The sequence below is a fragment of the Bacillus sp. GS3m_15504 genome (assembly GCF_055825275.1).
Genome location: NZ_JBVVNL010000001.1, coordinates 1,795,999 through 1,812,049, shown reverse-complemented (window position 1 = coordinate 1,812,049; position 16,051 = coordinate 1,795,999). Strand labels below are relative to the sequence as shown.

The following is a 16,051-nucleotide window of genomic DNA, read 5'->3' as shown; positions in this document are numbered from 1 at the left end:
GGCATGAAACATCATTCATATGAATTTAAAATATTAAGTAGTACAATTCACTCTAAATTTGCTACTTTATTAACATATTCAAAAGTGAACTATACTGTGTGAAAACAAACGTCTATTTTTGAAAATATAAACTCTACACTTGTATCCCTCCTTTTATCGTTGTGTGTTACAACTCTCACCATAAAAAAACAAAAAGAGTCCTAATTTCTTTAGGACTCTTTTACACTAATTTATAAATATCATTAATTTTATATACAACCTTTTTCCACGTTATCCCTCTATCTGTTGTAGTAAATATTTCTTTTTTATTACAAGCCCAACCTTTACGCCGATTAAAAAAATGTAAACAAAATACATTTTTCAACAATGGATTACTTGATACCTTTATCCATTTTGCTCCTTTTTTTATTAATTGATATACACTTCCATGTTCACTATTTATAACCCAGCCATAATAGGAACTAAAAAAAGAAACAGCCGCTTTACTAGTATTTATTGTTTTATTTGAAATATGCCACGAATTCCCCTTATCAACTGAGTAATTCATGAAAAATACATCATTATTCATTTTAGTTGGTATTACTAACAAGTTATTTTTATAGATTGCTTTATAAGCCATAGAAGTCTCATTATTACTTCCTTCAAGACTTGGAATATCTTTTATAGGCTGCCAACTTCCCCCACCATCCATTGTTTTAAATACCGCTGATGTTTCATATTGTTTGTGTAATGAAATAAATCCAATTAACTCGTTTATAAATGTTATCCCTGAGATACTATCACTAATACTTATATTTTTAATTTTTTTCCAAACTTCCCCTTTCGTTTTCAAATAGTATAAATTATGTTCAAATTTATTTGATGCAAGCTTTCTAGACAATACAATCCATATACTATCCATATTCGTGGCATGCAATTGTACTTGAACATCAGTCGATTTCTCCCACTCTTCTTCAATTGGTAATATAAACTCACTCCATCTTTCCCCTCTATTAACTGTATAAAATATTGCGGGCAATAAATCATCATTCGTTTTTGTTAAACCATATGCCCAAGAGCTTCGAGCGTTTATTGGATATCCAAATAATACAATTGAATTTAGAGGATTAACAACATCCCATTCTACTCCTCCGTTTCGAGTATATAAGATGGCTTGCTTTTTATTTGTATATTGAATACCAGCCCAACCAAATCTATCAGTTCGCATTTGTAAAGAAGTAAATTGAATATCATTATTTTCCAATATATCACCTCATTCTTATCATATATATATTCGTATGCTATTATTTTCAAAACGTTCTATCATTAGTTGTTAATACCACTCGTTTTATCTACTATCTTTACACATTTACTTTCTCTTTTCCTCACCAACTAAATATCAATATATAATGTATCAAATCTAATAAAATTCCTTCTATTTTTTCATTATCATTTAATAACGACTGTATTTCACAAAATTCTACTATAAAAAATGCACCCTAATTGTAAAACTATTTCTAACAATTAGAGTGCACTTTATATAAAATATAACTTTTAACTTTTAAGCACTTACTACAGCAGCAACTTTATCTATACAAAAAATAAATTGAGTAATAAATGTATCAATTTCTTCTTTTGTAATTATATATGGAGGAAGTAAACGGATGATATTCCCTTGTGTTACGTCAACTAAAATTCCTTTCTCCATTAGCTCTACCTGTAATTTCTTCACATTTTCATTTGTATCATTCAAACTAATTCCAAACATCATGCCAGCATGACGTACTTCCTCAATATAATAAGAATTTTCTTTCTGAATGTCTTGCAATTTATCATTTAAATAAAGTGACATTTCATACGCTTCTTGCATTAACCCATCATCAAGTAATGTATTTAATACAGTTAAACCTAAAGCTGTTCCCATTGATGAATGAGCAAATGTTGTCCCGTGATCTCCTGGCGCAAATACATCACATAACTTTTCACCTACAATAATTCCACCTAGCGGTATCCCGCCTCCTGCTCCTTTACCAATTTGAATAATATGTGGTGTAATATTGAAATTTTGATAAGCAAAAAGTTTTCCTGTTCTCCCCATACCACTTTGCACTTCATCAACGATAAAAATGACATTATATTTATCACATAAGTTTTGAACACCATGTAAATATTCACGCGATAAAGGATAAATACCCCCGCTTCCTAATACAGGTTCTAACAGAATCGCAATTGGATTTTCATCAATTATTGTTTCTTCTAATTGCTCTATATTCTCACGCTCAACTTCATATACAGGAATAGATGTCGTAGGGAAATTTTGATATACACTTTCTTGTCTCGTAAAATGAAGTGCTCCTAGCGTACGCCCGTGGAAACTATTTTTCAGCACTACAATTCCTTCACGTTCTTCATTTGTAATAGCTCTATATTTATCAATTAATTTTAATGTCGTTTCTGTCGCTTCCGTACCTGAGTTTGTAAAAAAGACTTTTCCGTTTTTTAATGAGCAATCAACTAATTTCTTTGCATACTCAATCGCAACTGGATTTAAAAAATGAAACGGTAGATGCAACGATTTCGTAACTTGATCCATTGTGGTTTGTACAATTTTAGGATGATTATATCCTAATACATTTACTCCTACGCCAGAAAATAAATCTAAATACTCTTTACCATCCACATCATAAAGCTTGCACCCTTCCCCTCTTTCGATTGCAATCTTCGTACGACAATATGTAGACATCATATATTCTTTATCTAATTGAAACCAATCCGACATGTTACATTCCTCCTAGTTATTTTCCCTGTTTATTTATGTTCATTCTCTATAAAGTCATGTATAAATTCATTTTTAAGATTGAAATTTTAATAGTAATGTTCTTCCCGATATTCATTTTTCCATAATTTCTTCTATTTCAACAGGTCCACTGCATACGCGTTTTTTTCATCTAGCGGTCTGTTACTATTTTGAGCTTTGCGTGTTATACATAATCAAGGCTAAAAAATCATATTTAGTAACAATGAACAAAAAAGATTTGGAGGCTATATTGATGGGTGAAAACTATGATAAACAGAGGCAATCTTTACTAGGGAAAGACTTTAATGAAAATGGAGAACGTAATGAACAAGCAATCCTTCACTCTCAAACAGTTGGTTCACGTGGACCTGTTTTAGAGCAAGATAGTGTGCTTCACGAGGCGTTACAAGAATTTATTCACGAAAAAATTTTAGAAAGACCTGTTCATGTAAAAGGATTCGGTGCGTTCGGTTATTTTCAAACGATCTATCCAATGTCCGAACATACTAAACTAAGTTTTCTACAACATTCTAATGAGAAAGTTCCTGTTATGGTTCGATTTTCATTAGCTGTTAGTACGAAAGGAACACCTGACACTGCTAGAAATGTACGTGGTTTTTCTACAAAATTCTATACAAAAGAAGGTATTTTCGATCTATTATGTAATCACATTCCTGTCTTTTCTGTTCGCGATCCGATGCGTTTCCCTGAAACCATTCAAGCGTTGTCACCTTCACCTAAAAATAACTTACTAGACCCGAATAGATTTTGGAGTTTTGTCGCTAGAGCACCTGAATCCATTCATTTTGTTGTCCATTTGTACTCTGATAATGGTACGGCCAAAAGCTTTCGCCGCATTCCAGGACATAGTGTAAATACATATGTTTGGAGAAATGCAGAAGGTAACCGCAAATATGTAAAGTATCATTGGTACCCATTTGAAGGTGTACAATCCATTACTAATGAGGAAGCGAATAAACTAGCTGCCGAAAACCCTGATTATAGCGGGAAAGATTTATATGACGCAATTGCAAATGGTAAACCAGTGGAATATGGTTTATACGTCCAGCTTATGGACCCGAAAGATGAAGCGCATCTTTCTTACGATCCTTTAGATGATACAAAAGCATGGGATGAAAAAGCGTATCCTCTTATACCAGTCGGCAAAATGGTATTAAATAAAAACCCTGAAAATTATATGGAACAAGTAGAAAAAGTCGCTTTCTCCCCTTCTAATTTACTGGACGGCGCAGAATTATCAGATGATAAAATGTTGCAAGGACGTGCAAACATTTATAGTGATTCTCAAAGAAGAAGAATTGGTCCTGAATTTCGTAAATTAGCAATTAACCAACAGCAAGATTGGACACCTGCTAATCAAATAACGAGCGGTGACGGAAGGTACGTTGAAGGTAAACTTGAGAGAACTTCTATACCAAAACAAGATGACTTTACACAGGCTGGTGAATTTTATGCGAAGTTACAACCGATAGAAAAAGAACATCTTGCTGAAAACTTAGCTAGTGACTTGAAAGTTATATCCGATGATATTAGAAAGGTCGTTTTGGGGTATTTTCATAACGTGTCAGCTGATTTGGTGAAGAGGATTGAAAGTGCGATGCAACAGCTTTGAGAATATAAAAAACGTCATTTTCAATCTTTAAAATGACGTTTTTTATGGCGAAATTACTAGGGATTTCTATCGCTTTATTTACAATGATTAACGAAATTTTTCTCCTTCAAAATTTCCTTTCTTTCATTTTAGATTATGGTACTCATTTCTCTTTTTCATATAATCTTTTTCACATTGCAACGGCTTGAATTTCACTTTTTTCCCTTTCTTCTTTTTCGTTTTTATAACGAGCCATTCCCCTTTTTCAACATCTAGGTTTAAGTGTTTCATTACATTTATATTATCTTTTTCTTTATAAAGTAAAAATGCTTCTTGCACCCTCACAAATAAGCTGGGCTGCTCGCTAAATCCACCACTATCATAAATTTTAGTTAGCGAATTATAATAAGAATTATTTTCCTTTCCACCATACATCAAATGGGCAGCCTCCAGATCTCTTTTACTCACCTCCCAAAAACTATGTTCATCAATATTTAAATTAAATGTGGATTTAATGTCCTGTATTATATTCTTCACATACTTTTCATCTCGAATTTTCCTTTCTTCAAGACAATCCGAAGATAACCTTGGTGCATCTGATTGGGAATGTACAACATGTTGTATCGATACACATAAAACAAATACACTTAAAATGTACAATATTTTTTTCATATTTACATATCTCCTCAAATGATTTATATACTATATCATTTGAGGCCTACAATATTCTTATGCTAGAAATGAGAAAGATCCAATAAAATACATCTTTTATAGGATCTTTCCATCTAATATTGCTTTATCAAATTCACCGACGAAGCAACTACCTTTCCACTTTTCACATCATATAGCCCTATAGGCGTTACCCTTATAAAAGGCAAGTGCGTCGCAGAAAAGAATAAAATCGTAAATGCTGGATCGTTATATGCGTAACCTCGCTCTTGTAGTAATTTCACCATCTGTTTCTCTTCTTGTATTAATTCACTCATTTTTAAATTAGACATAATCCCGAGTAATGGTAATTTCATTTCATGCAACACTTCATTTTTTTCCGCGATTACCATTCCTCCGCCGAGCTCTTTTACTCTATAAAAAGCTGTAAGCATATCTTCTTTTCTCTTCCCGACAAGAATGATATCACCCGTACCAGAATAAGAGCTAGCAAGGCCTCCTAGTTCTTTCGCAAAACCTTTTACAACTGTATTCACTCGCCAAGTACCATCACGAGCAATCATCATAAGGAAACATTCATCATGATCTATGGACAATTCATCACAGTCTATGTTAATTTCACTAGTATATGGTTTTGTTATAACGTTATTTAATAAGTGGATACCCGTTTTATTAGAAAAAAGCATATCCTCTTTTTCTATCGACCAATCTAATGATAATGGAGTTACTTTACATTTACTCCAGTCTATATGTAATAATTCATGTGTATTTACACCGTCACGCTTTACCCATTGTCCCTTTGCAATTACGCTCGTTGGCACTGGGTTTTCTTTACTTTCTAAAATATTGATATTAGCAATTCTACCTGTCGCAATCGAACCATGTATATGCTCCATATTATAATAACGAGCAATATTATAACTTGCCATTTGATACGCATCAATTAATGGAATACCTTGCTCAATCGCTATTTCTATCAACCTATTCGTCATTCCATTTTCATAAAAGGACGGATGTGAACCGTCTGTTGTAAAAATGAATCTATCAAATTGTTTCACACCTAATTCCAACAATTCCTTCAATAAAACTTCTAAATCTGGGCGTATGGAAGAATTCCTAAGAGAAACGGTGTAACCTTGCATAAGACGAGCTAACGCTTCTTGCCCTGTCATCGCTTCATGATCGCAATCCGTACCTAACAGTTTTAATTTCGCTAACGTTGCTTCAGATGCTCCTGGGAAATGTCCTTCCACTTTTTTCTGTAATCGCTTTGTTTCCTGCACCCAAGTTAACATTTCATCATCGCCATGTAATAATTTTGGCCATGCTGTTAACTCGCCGCCTTGCAGAACTGCTTCATGCTGTAGCCACTTTATTATTTCTTCACTATTAAATAAAGATTCCCCGTTTTGCAATTCAGTTTGTCCATCAAAACGACACCACCAATACATACTAGCTGGAATCTTTGTAAATTCATCTAATAAATGAAATGATTCTTCACGCTTTAATGTGAAAAATAAAGTTAAATTATCATTAATAAAAGTTGTTGTCCCAAATTGCATCGCATGATTCGCTAATGTCTCTGGATTATATAATTGATACGGATGTGCATGTGGCTCTATGTAACTAGGAACTACATACTTTCCATCACAATCAATGACTTCACATTCATGTAATTGCTCTGGTAGTTTTTCTCCTACATATATAATTCTGTCATCATAGATCCAAATATTTGCTTGCATCCATTCACGTATATAGGAATTTAAGTATGTTGCGTTCTTTAATAATTTATGAGGACTTCTTGTACCGTCTATTATTTCAACATGTTCTCGTAATTGCTCGTTACTCCATCTGAACTGATTTTGTCCCAATGTATTTCACTCCAAATCAATTTACTTTTTTTATTAAAATAAAATAATTAACAAACTAAAGTATTATCCATTCATAACTCCCCTGTATAGCCCTATACCTTTCATTATATGGAATACTCCTAAAAATAACAATTTTCAAAATAAATAACACCTCTTTGTCCCACAACAAAAAGGATGTCATGCAACTGACATCCTTTTTATACTAAACTATAAGATTGAATTGCACTTTGAAATACACTTGTATCATATTTATGTTCTACATATACTTAATACCATATCATGAATGTTAATACTGTCCTTATTTGTGAAATTTAAAAAGCATCTCTTTTATTTACAACTATTGCAGAACCCCATTCGCTTTATCTTCATCTATTTATTAAATTCAACTTGCATCATTTTATCAAACTGTGTAAGAATATCAACTGGACCTAAAGAGTTAACATTGACAGCAAATGTATGCTTGCCTCCAATTACTCCACCAGCAAAAGTCATAAACCCAGGAATTGATCCTCCGTGACCCCATACTGAGACACCATTTGGAAGTTTTGTCTCATAGATTCCAAGACCATATCCATCACCAATCCCTTTTCCTTCTATAGGAACTGTAGTAAGCATTTCTTTTAGCTCGCGTTCCTTCAGTAACTTACCACCGAGTAAAGATGAAAAGAACTTGTTTAAATCATCCGCATTAGAAATCATGTCTCCAGCTGCATTAGCTAAACTCGGATTATAATACGTAATGTCTTTCAACTCGCCTGTTTCTTCCATTTTCACATATCCACGAGCATGATTCTTTCCTGGGATGACAGGTGAATTACCTGGTAAAAACGTATTTGGCAAGTCCAAAGGTTCAATAATTCGCTTTTCGATTTCTTCCGCATAACTATTACCAGTTATTTTTTCAATAAGCATTCCTAGTATTACGTATCCTGTGTTTGAATACGACCAGCCTTTACCTGGCGAAAAATCTGGAGGTAGAGAAAGACCTATTTTCACTATTTCTTCTGCTGTATACGTTTTTTTCGAATTCATTATGTCAGCATCTTTTGACTTTAAGTATTCAGCGATACCACTTGTATGATTCAAAAGTTGACGTATCGTAATTTGATTACCATCATACCCATTTCCTTGAATGAGACCCGGTAGCCACTTTTCAATTGAATCGTCCAGTTGTACGCGATTTTCTCCTACTAATTGAAGAACAGTCGTGGCGGTAAAAGTTTTCGTCACACTACCAATCCGAAAGCGATAATCCGATTTCACCGGTTTCTTTGTACTTAAATCTGCTACACCAGCAGTATAACTACTAATTTTTCCTTTATTAGATGTCTTAGCTAATACCCCTGGTGCTCCAATTTTGATTGTTTCCTGCATTACTCGTTTCCATCCATTCCGATTCTTTTGATCATGTACTTTTGACGAATTCGAAATACTTTGAGTAGACTCTGCTTTCACAGTGAAACCAGGTGTAAATAGAGTAGTACCCGCTAATAAAACTGTCAAACTCGCTAACTTCATTGAATTACGTTTTTTCATAAGGATCTCTCTCCCCTATTCATATCGTATTGATTCAAGCTATACTTTCATCCTATATGATAAAACTGTCTTTTTTCTTATCCATTCCTTACGAAATACTTACGTTTAAATTTAAATAAAGTAAACTGGGGAAGAGTTATGCATGCAAATAAAAAGAGAACATGTTTTCATTTTTTATGTAAACATGTTCTCATAAACATTTAAAATTCTATATCAACTTTTCATCCTATTCTTTACACAACTAATCTAAATTCATTTTTACCAACCTGCACTAGCATTCATTCCATTTCCAATAATAGAAAGTAATAGTGGCCATAATACTGGTCCTAACGTAAGCAGTACATTTAGAAGTATAAGTATTCTATATCCACCGGTGAAATTATGATTTTTACGATTCACAAATACGAGACTGACTAATGAGATTATGGTCGTTAAAAATAACACTAACATTACCAACCAATACCACACCATTAAACTGAGACTCCATGGTGTTAATAGCTCGTGTATGATGCAAAATGAGATTCCTAATACCGCAAAACTAAAGCTAGTCACCGCTGTTTTTATAAGCCATTTACTTATTTTTTTATCGTATGTATTTTTACAATATAAATCTATTAAAGTATACAAAGATAAATATGCCATGAATACGCCTATCCAAGACAATAACCAGTCTCCGTCCCCTTTGAATAATAAGAACAGCAACCAACACATACTTACTGCAGAAAAAACAAAGGAAATAAGTATGCTTTTTAATACCGATTTCATTACATTTTCACACCCTTAAAAAACTTAAAAATTAATTATAATTTATAAAAATTAAGTATAGGTTAACATGTAATGAAGTATAAGTAAATAAAGTTAATTTACAGTTAATTTCGTTTTCTTAGTTGGAGGCAGTTTTATATATGAAAATGATTCATGATAATCAAATTTCTCTACAAAAAAGTAAAGGTGGATATTTTACATATCCACCTTCCCATCTCCCTCTATCCACTTCATTATTTTTTCCACATCTAACTCCGTATACGTCTTTTCACCATAACGAACAGACTCATATAGCGAAGTAATATTTCTCGTTCTACTAATTCTTTTTAACCACTGTTGCATCGTTTCATAGGATCTTCTCTGTTCATGAAATGGTAATGTTCTTTCCCATTCAACTAGCGTTTTTCTTATCGTATCTGTCGGTAATGGCTGTTTTAACTGATGCTTCACTTTCTTGTTCTTTTCGCTTCTGTCCGTTTCTTCATTTGTTATCGGTTGTTTATCCTGTTCAATTTCGGATTTTGTTAACTTTTTCCTAACGGATTTATAAAGAAAATATATAATTCCCCCTGCAATCATTACATAAAAAACTATACTAATCCATGAATTTGAAAGCACAGAAAATACGTGTCCCCATGAACTTTCCTTTTCAAAACCTTTAAATTTCTTACCCGTTGTCGTTCTCTCACCATTATCTCCTACTTTTTTCTCTTCTATAGGTGTTCCGTAATCTTCAGTATCACCATAGTTTATAGTTTCCTTATAAACTTTTTCAGATTTCTTTTCAGTAAAAAAACGTTCTTTTACTATGCTTTGCACATGCACAACACCTCGTGATAACGTTATTGCACTAATCGCAAAGAAAAATATGATTAAAGCTCTTACACTCCACAACTTCACTTTCATATGCGGCGCCTTATTCACCATGACATAAGCCCCTTCTTATTCTTTCATTACAATCCATTTATTTGTTCTACTATATTTCTTTGGTGAAGTACCAAGAATTAAAGGAACCGCATCCAGTTCCTTACGACGAAAGCCTACTGTGTAAAAATAAGAAGAAGATACAGGCGTATCTTGATCCGATATTGAGGCAAGTATTTTTAATACATTTTGCAAATGTTTCCGATTATCACCATTCTTTACATGTAGCAAACCGTTATCCTTTACACTATTAATCCATAATTCAAATGAACAGTTTTGCATAAGAAGTTGTTTACATATGCCTGCTGTTAATTCAATTAATTCTTCTATATCATTTCGCAATGAAACGCCACTTTTATTTTGCAAGTTGAGATAAATCGCGTATTTATCTGATTGCGTTCGCTCATACTTTTTCGCAGTTATCTTTCCTGTTTTCGCTGTTGCACTCCAGTGGATCGAACGAAAATCTTCATTTTCATAAGACTTCACTCCCATTACTTTCGTTTCATCATATAAGGGTGAAGACATCGCTTTTCGAAATCCTCGTGACCATTCTTGTAATTCAGGGACTTGCATTTTTGGAACAGCTGGTAAAACTAAATAGGACGGCGTATCGACTTGTTTATATGTTATATGATTCGTTATAAATCCAAAAGGATCCGTAATAACAATTTCAACTTCTTCCCATTTCGCAATTCCTCTTTTTAACGCAACAGCTTGTAAATTAAATGAAGCTGACTCTCCTCCTTTTAAATGTAAATTCATATAATAATTTGAACCTGTATTCGTATTTTTGTTTATTTCATCATGATTCCAAGTTAGCTTGTTTTCACATTTAAATCGAAATACGATATTGAAAATAGGAAATATCGACTTATTTGAAATTTTCATTTTGCATATATTCGTTTCACCTATAAAAACGTTTGAATTCCCTTGGCTATATTCCCATTCAACACGAGATACTTTACGTATGTATACATGCATAGCACCTATTAAAATTACATACAAAAATACGAGAGATAAAAACAGTAGATTGCTTGAAAATACGCATAAAATAACAGCTACAACTGACATAACTCCCATTACGAAAGGCTCCGCTAATGGTGTATACACAAGCTGTTGATTCATCGTATATTCTCCACTGGTACATTAATCGTATGAAGAATTTCTCTCATGATTTGTTCTTTCGTCGTTTTCATCTCCCCTTCAATCGTTAACGTTAAACGATGAGCACAAACGGATGCAGCAAGCGTCTTAATATCATCTGGCGTACAGTAATCTCTTTCATTTAATATAGCCCTTGCTTGAATCGCTCTCATAAATACCAACGTCCCCCGCGGACTTACACCAATTTCAATTAGCTCATGCTTACGCGTTGCCTCAATAATTTCAAGAAGATAATCTTGCACATCATTTCCTACTAACACTTCTCTTGCACGTTTTTGCATCATAATAATTTCTTCACTTGAAATAATAGAGTGTAACGTTTCTAACGGATCACTCATTTGAAACCGATTCATCATTTCCTTTTCAGCTTCTCTCGTAGGATAACCTTGTCGAATCGTAAGTAAAAATCGGTCTAATTGAGCATCCGGTAAAGGAAATGTACCAGCAGATTCGAGGGGATTTTGCGTCGCAATAACTAAAAAAGGTTCTGGTAATGAATGTGTCTGTTTCGCAATCGTAACAGTACGCTCTTCCATAACTTCCAGTAAAGAAGATTGTGTTCTCGGTACTGCACGATTAATTTCATCCACTAATACTATATTTGCAAAAATAGGCCCTAACCTCGTTTTAAAATCCGATTCCTTCACATTAAAATATTCAAGACCAATAACATCTCCAGGCAAAGTATCCGCTGTAAATTGAATTCTTTGAAATTTAGCGTCCACGCTTTTAGCCAAACTTTTCGCTAATGTTGTTTTTCCCGTCCCAGGTACATCTTCTAATAAAATATGCCCTTTTGCTATAAGAGCTATAGCTGCCAGTTCAATTGATTCATCTTTTCCTATAATAACTTTCGAAATATTATTAGTGATTTTCTTTAATGTGTTCATATATTTCCCTCCCGCTTTCGTTTATTCAGAAAATTAAGAATTATATTTTTCCAAATTATAACACATTACGATAAAAGTAAATATATTCCTGTCATTATAAAAAAGATGACCTTAGCACTATAAGCTAAAGTCATCTTTTTCATTTTATTATTTTACTAACTCTCCATTATAAGCTTTTATATCAAGTGGAGCAGTTAAATACTGTTTTGCTTTGCTAACGAAAGATGTGAAGTGTTTACTCGTATTATGACTCGCAACTGCCTCTTCATCTTTCCATACTTCTACCATCGTATACACATTTTCTTTTTCTGTATCTTTATATAAATCATAAGACACATTTCCACTTTCTTCTCTTGAACTATGAATTAGCGGATGAATTTCTTCTAAAAATGATTGTTGTTTCGCTGGATCTACTTGAAATATTGCGTGAATAATAATCATGGTGTTTCCCCTCTCATATTTCACTTATTTCTTTAAAATTACTTCCACTCTGCAACTTTTTCAATTGGAAGACGTACTGATTGGTAACCACTGTCAGCAGCTTTTCCGACTGAAATTAACATTACTGGTACGTAACGTTCTTTATCTAATCCGAACGCTTCAGCGATTTGGTCTTTTTCAAAACCACCAATTGGACAAGTATCGTAACCGTGAGCACGAGCTGCTAGCATAAATTGCATTGCTACAAGACCACCGTCAATAAGTACAGTATCTTTCATTACTTCTGGTGTAACCATTGAGAAGTAAGCTGAAAGTTTTTTCATTTGATCTTCTTTAACTTCAGCTGGCATGAAACCACGCTCTACTGCTGTACCATAAATTTCTTCTGCGTTATCAAAGTTGTTTAAATCACCAAATAAAGCGATCATTGCTGAAGAAGTTTCTACTTGAGATTGATTAAATTTCGCAAGTGGCGCAAGTGTTGCTTTCGCTTCGTCACTTTCAATCACTACGAATCTCCATGGCTGCATGTTTACTGAAGATGGTGCAAGTGTTGCTTCTGTAAGAATTTCTGTCATTTCTTCTTTGCTAATTTTCACTGATGGGTCGTATTTACGAATCGAACGACGTCCTGTTAAAATTTCGTTAAAATCATTTGTTTTTACTGAGTTAGTCATAGTTGTATTCTCCCTTTTTTAAAGTTCTTTTATGTTTTCTTGAATATGAATTAACATATTTAAAAGATTATCGCGTTCTTCTTCACTTAATCCTTTAAATGCCGATGCTGCAAAACGTTCTTTTTCCTCTTGAAACGCCTGAATTTTATTTCGTCCCTCTTCAGTAAGAGAAACTAACGTAATTCTGTTATCGTCTGGATTTTTACGTCTTACAATCATTCCGTTTGCTTCTAGCTGTTTTAAATGCCTCGTTATCGCGGCATTATCAATGTTCACTTCTTGCTGAAGTGCTTTTTGACTAATTTCACCTACTTCAAATAACTGAAGTATAAGCTCTAATCGAGACTGGCTCATACCCGTACACCCTTCAAATTTCGAACTTACTTCTTTATTTAGAAAGTGTAATTTATATAAAATAATCGCTTCTTTTGAGCATGAACTTGTCACATTAACCCTCCTTTACAATCAAAATAAAAACATTTGATGTATCAATAGTTGATATGTCAATTAATATAATCTATATCGATTTAGAATGCAAGCATTTTGTTTTTATTTTATTTTTTCCAAATTAAGGCGCTTTGTAGCGTTACAAAAAATGTAAATCGCATTATAATAGTAATAATTTAATTGACTGGAGAGTGATTATAATGCGGCAATACACAAATAGAAATGAGGATATGAAAATGGAAAATGAAATGAGGATATTGATATATGACAACAATAAATATAGGGATTGTCGCGCACGTAGACGCTGGCAAGACGAGTTTGACTGAGCGTATTCTTTATGAAACGAATGTGATTAAAGAAGTTGGCCGAGTTGATAGCGGAAGTACGCAAACTGACTCAATGGAATTAGAAAGACAACGCGGCATTACGATTAAAGCATCTGTCGTTTCTTTCTTTATTGATGATATAAAAGTAAATGTCATTGATACACCTGGACACGCTGATTTTATCGCTGAAGTGGAGCGATCATTCCGCGTTTTGGACGGTGCGATTTTAGTTATTTCTGCCGTTGAGGGTGTGCAAGCACAAACGAAGATTTTAATGCAGACATTACAGAAACTCAACATACCGACGATTTTATTTGTTAATAAAATTGATCGTACTGGTGCAAATACTGAAAAAGTTGTAAAGCAAATAAAAACGATTCTTTCAAATGAAACATTCCCCTTCTATTCTGTCCAAAATGAAGGAACAAAGGAAGCTCGTATTATTGAATATAAATCATATGACGATTGTATAGAACGATTAGCACCTTATAATGAATCATTACTTGAGTCATATGTAAATAACGAAATCGTAACGGACACATTATTAAGAGAAGAACTTGAAAAACAAATACAACAAGCAAATCTGTATCCGATCTTCTTCGGTTCAGCACTGACGGGTATAGGAGTAACTGAACTACTTGAAGATATTCCAGCCTTACTTCCAGCTAATAATTTGTCTCAAGATGAAGAATTGTCCGGTATTGTTTTTAAAATTGAACGTGAACCTTCTGGAGAAAAGATTGCATATGTAAGAGTTTTTTCTGGTACCTTACAGGTTAGAAAATATGTTCATATACAGCGCGATGGGTCTCTATCACATAAGGAAAAGATTAAAAAAATGTGCATATTTCATAACGGAAATGCTGTTCAAACTTCTACTGTTCCTAGCGGTGACTTTTGTAAAGTGTGGGGACTGAATAATATTAAAATTGGTGATATTATCGGTGAACGGACCGATTATATAAAAGATATTCACTTTGCCGAACCACAAATGGAAGCAGCCATCAATGCAGTACCAAAAGAACGAATTCATGATTTATACGCTGCACTTATGGAACTATGTGAAGAAGATCCGCTCATTCAAGTGTGGAAAGATGATATTCATAATGAACTTTATATTCGCCTTTTCGGTGAAGTACAAAAAGAAGTAATTGAAACGACACTTTATGAGAAATATAATTTGCAGGTTACTTTTTCAAGTACGCGAGTTGTATGTATGGAGAAACCAATTGGCATTGGGAATTCCGTTGAAGTCATGGGTGAAAAAGCGAATCCTTTTTACGCAACAATTGGCTTTAAAGTCGAACGTGGTGAACTTAATTCTGGCATAACATATAAATTAGGCGTTGAACTTGGCTCACTACCTTTAGCATTTCATAAAGCAATTGAAGATACTGTATTTCAAACATTAAAACAAGGTTTATACGGATGGGAAGTTACGGACATTTCTGTCACGTTAACGCATACAGGTTATGCTAGTCCTGTTACAACAGCGAGTGACTTTAGAAACTTAACGCCGCTCGTTTTAATGGATGCTTTAAAGCAAGCTGAAACATATGTATATGAACCAGTAAATGAGTTTGAATTAACTGTACCAGAGCATGCAATTAGTACCGCAATGTATAAGCTCGCTGCCATTCTAGCGACTTTTGCAGAACCTATATTCAATAATGATTCTTATCAGTTAACAGGCTCATTGCCTGTTACGAAAACAGAGAGTTTTAAGCGAATGCTTCATTCATTCACTGAAGGAGAAGGAATATTTGCAACGAAGCCAGCTGGTTTTATAAAGCTGACGGGTCCCTTCCCTATTCGAAAACGTGTTGATAATAATCCGCTGAATCGGAAAGATTATTTGCTTCATGTTTTGAAGGCTTATTAATTAACAAATAGACAAAAGCGCCCTCTTGTATGATATGTTCATTACTAAGGGGCGCTTTTTGTATACAA

The 16,051-nt window shown here is 33.7% G+C and carries 14 protein-coding genes; 2 read left to right on the top strand and 12 right to left on the bottom strand.

Going from position 1 to position 16,051, the window contains the following annotated elements:
* Positions 1-220: 220 nt before the first annotated feature.
* Both AC0L0O_RS09455 and AC0L0O_RS09450 read right to left on the bottom strand, forming a co-directional pair.
* Complete coding sequence (locus tag AC0L0O_RS09455) at positions 221-1,243, bottom strand: hypothetical protein (RefSeq protein ID WP_000429632.1); 1,023 nt, start codon at positions 1,241-1,243, stop codon at positions 221-223.
* 297 nt (positions 1,244-1,540) lie between these two features.
* The gene (locus AC0L0O_RS09450) at positions 1,541-2,758 is read right to left on the bottom strand and encodes an aspartate aminotransferase family protein (protein ID WP_001286481.1); all 1,218 of its coding nucleotides are present in this window, start codon (positions 2,756-2,758) and stop codon (positions 1,541-1,543) included.
* Between the two features lie 271 nt (positions 2,759-3,029).
* On the opposite strand from AC0L0O_RS09450, the gene AC0L0O_RS09445 reads away from it, so the two are divergent.
* Positions 3,030-4,409 (top strand): catalase, encoded by a 1,380-nt coding sequence (locus AC0L0O_RS09445; RefSeq protein ID WP_000504442.1) that lies wholly within the window; start codon positions 3,030-3,032, stop codon positions 4,407-4,409.
* A gap of 123 nt (positions 4,410-4,532) precedes the next feature.
* Here the strand turns inward: AC0L0O_RS09445 and AC0L0O_RS09440 are convergent, their stop codons facing one another.
* From AC0L0O_RS09440 to AC0L0O_RS09395, 10 genes are all read right to left on the bottom strand, one after another.
* The gene (locus AC0L0O_RS09440) at positions 4,533-5,060 is read right to left on the bottom strand and encodes a hypothetical protein (protein WP_001982419.1); all 528 of its coding nucleotides are present in this window, start codon (positions 5,058-5,060) and stop codon (positions 4,533-4,535) included.
* Positions 5,061-5,173: 113 nt separating this feature from the next.
* A complete protein-coding gene (locus AC0L0O_RS09435; protein WP_098638866.1) occupies positions 5,174-6,928 on the bottom strand; it encodes an adenine deaminase C-terminal domain-containing protein in 1,755 nt (584 codons plus the stop codon).
* Between the two features lie 369 nt (positions 6,929-7,297).
* On the bottom strand, positions 7,298-8,464 hold the full coding sequence (locus AC0L0O_RS09430; RefSeq protein WP_000747161.1) for a serine hydrolase domain-containing protein: 1,167 nt from the start codon (positions 8,462-8,464) through the stop codon (positions 7,298-7,300).
* Positions 8,465-8,722: 258 nt separating this feature from the next.
* Positions 8,723-9,229, bottom strand: coding sequence for a DUF3902 family protein (locus tag AC0L0O_RS09425; RefSeq protein ID WP_001982167.1), 507 nt, complete (start codon positions 9,227-9,229; stop codon positions 8,723-8,725).
* A 195-nt stretch (positions 9,230-9,424) separates the two neighbouring features.
* The gene (locus AC0L0O_RS09420; RefSeq protein ID WP_000247289.1) at positions 9,425-10,156 is read right to left on the bottom strand and encodes a hypothetical protein; all 732 of its coding nucleotides are present in this window, start codon (positions 10,154-10,156) and stop codon (positions 9,425-9,427) included.
* 15 nt (positions 10,157-10,171) lie between these two features.
* On the bottom strand, positions 10,172-11,281 hold the full coding sequence (locus tag AC0L0O_RS09415; RefSeq protein ID WP_001982421.1) for a DUF58 domain-containing protein: 1,110 nt from the start codon (positions 11,279-11,281) through the stop codon (positions 10,172-10,174).
* Positions 11,278-12,210 carry an AAA family ATPase gene (locus AC0L0O_RS09410; RefSeq protein WP_001982357.1) on the bottom strand — a complete coding sequence of 311 codons (933 nt, stop codon included), beginning with the start codon at positions 12,208-12,210 and terminating at the stop codon, positions 11,278-11,280. Before AC0L0O_RS09410 ends, AC0L0O_RS09415 begins: the two co-directional genes overlap by 4 nt.
* A 147-nt stretch (positions 12,211-12,357) precedes the next feature.
* Entirely contained in the window at positions 12,358-12,651 is a 294-nt protein-coding gene (locus AC0L0O_RS09405; protein ID WP_001982306.1) for a putative quinol monooxygenase, read from the bottom strand.
* 38 nt (positions 12,652-12,689) lie between these two features.
* The gene (locus AC0L0O_RS09400; protein WP_000185385.1) at positions 12,690-13,328 is read right to left on the bottom strand and encodes a nitroreductase family protein; all 639 of its coding nucleotides are present in this window, start codon (positions 13,326-13,328) and stop codon (positions 12,690-12,692) included.
* Positions 13,329-13,346: 18 nt separating this feature from the next.
* Positions 13,347-13,775 carry a MarR family winged helix-turn-helix transcriptional regulator gene (locus AC0L0O_RS09395; protein WP_000204165.1) on the bottom strand — a complete coding sequence of 143 codons (429 nt, stop codon included), beginning with the start codon at positions 13,773-13,775 and terminating at the stop codon, positions 13,347-13,349.
* Positions 13,776-14,039: 264 nt separating this feature from the next.
* Here AC0L0O_RS09395 and tet point away from each other — a divergent pair, with 264 nt between their 5' ends.
* Positions 14,040-15,983, top strand: coding sequence for a tetracycline resistance ribosomal protection protein (gene tet, locus AC0L0O_RS09390; protein WP_001982467.1), 1,944 nt, complete (start codon positions 14,040-14,042; stop codon positions 15,981-15,983).
* Positions 15,984-16,051: the final 68 nt, after the last annotated feature.

Bases quoted from the DNA above. Each gene is read 5' to 3' on its own strand.
- AC0L0O_RS09450 (WP_001286481.1), bottom strand. From the start codon at position 2,758: ATGTCGGATTGGTTTCAATTAGATAAAGAATATATGATGTCTACATAT.
- AC0L0O_RS09445 (WP_000504442.1), top strand. From the start codon at position 3,030: ATGGGTGAAAACTATGATAAACAGAGGCAATCTTTACTAGGGAAAGAC.
- AC0L0O_RS09440 (WP_001982419.1), bottom strand. From the start codon at position 5,060: ATGAAAAAAATATTGTACATTTTAAGTGTATTTGTTTTATGTGTATCG.
- AC0L0O_RS09430 (WP_000747161.1), bottom strand. From the start codon at position 8,464: ATGAAAAAACGTAATTCAATGAAGTTAGCGAGTTTGACAGTTTTATTA.
- AC0L0O_RS09425 (WP_001982167.1), bottom strand. From the start codon at position 9,229: ATGAAATCGGTATTAAAAAGCATACTTATTTCCTTTGTTTTTTCTGCA.
- AC0L0O_RS09420 (WP_000247289.1), bottom strand. From the start codon at position 10,156: ATGGTGAATAAGGCGCCGCATATGAAAGTGAAGTTGTGGAGTGTAAGA.
- AC0L0O_RS09415 (WP_001982421.1), bottom strand. From the start codon at position 11,281: ATGAATCAACAGCTTGTGTATACACCATTAGCGGAGCCTTTCGTAATG.
- AC0L0O_RS09410 (WP_001982357.1), bottom strand. From the start codon at position 12,210: ATGAACACATTAAAGAAAATCACTAATAATATTTCGAAAGTTATTATA.
- AC0L0O_RS09405 (WP_001982306.1), bottom strand. From the start codon at position 12,651: ATGATTATTATTCACGCAATATTTCAAGTAGATCCAGCGAAACAACAA.
- AC0L0O_RS09400 (WP_000185385.1), bottom strand. From the start codon at position 13,328: ATGACTAACTCAGTAAAAACAAATGATTTTAACGAAATTTTAACAGGA.
- tet (WP_001982467.1), top strand. From the start codon at position 14,040: ATGACAACAATAAATATAGGGATTGTCGCGCACGTAGACGCTGGCAAG.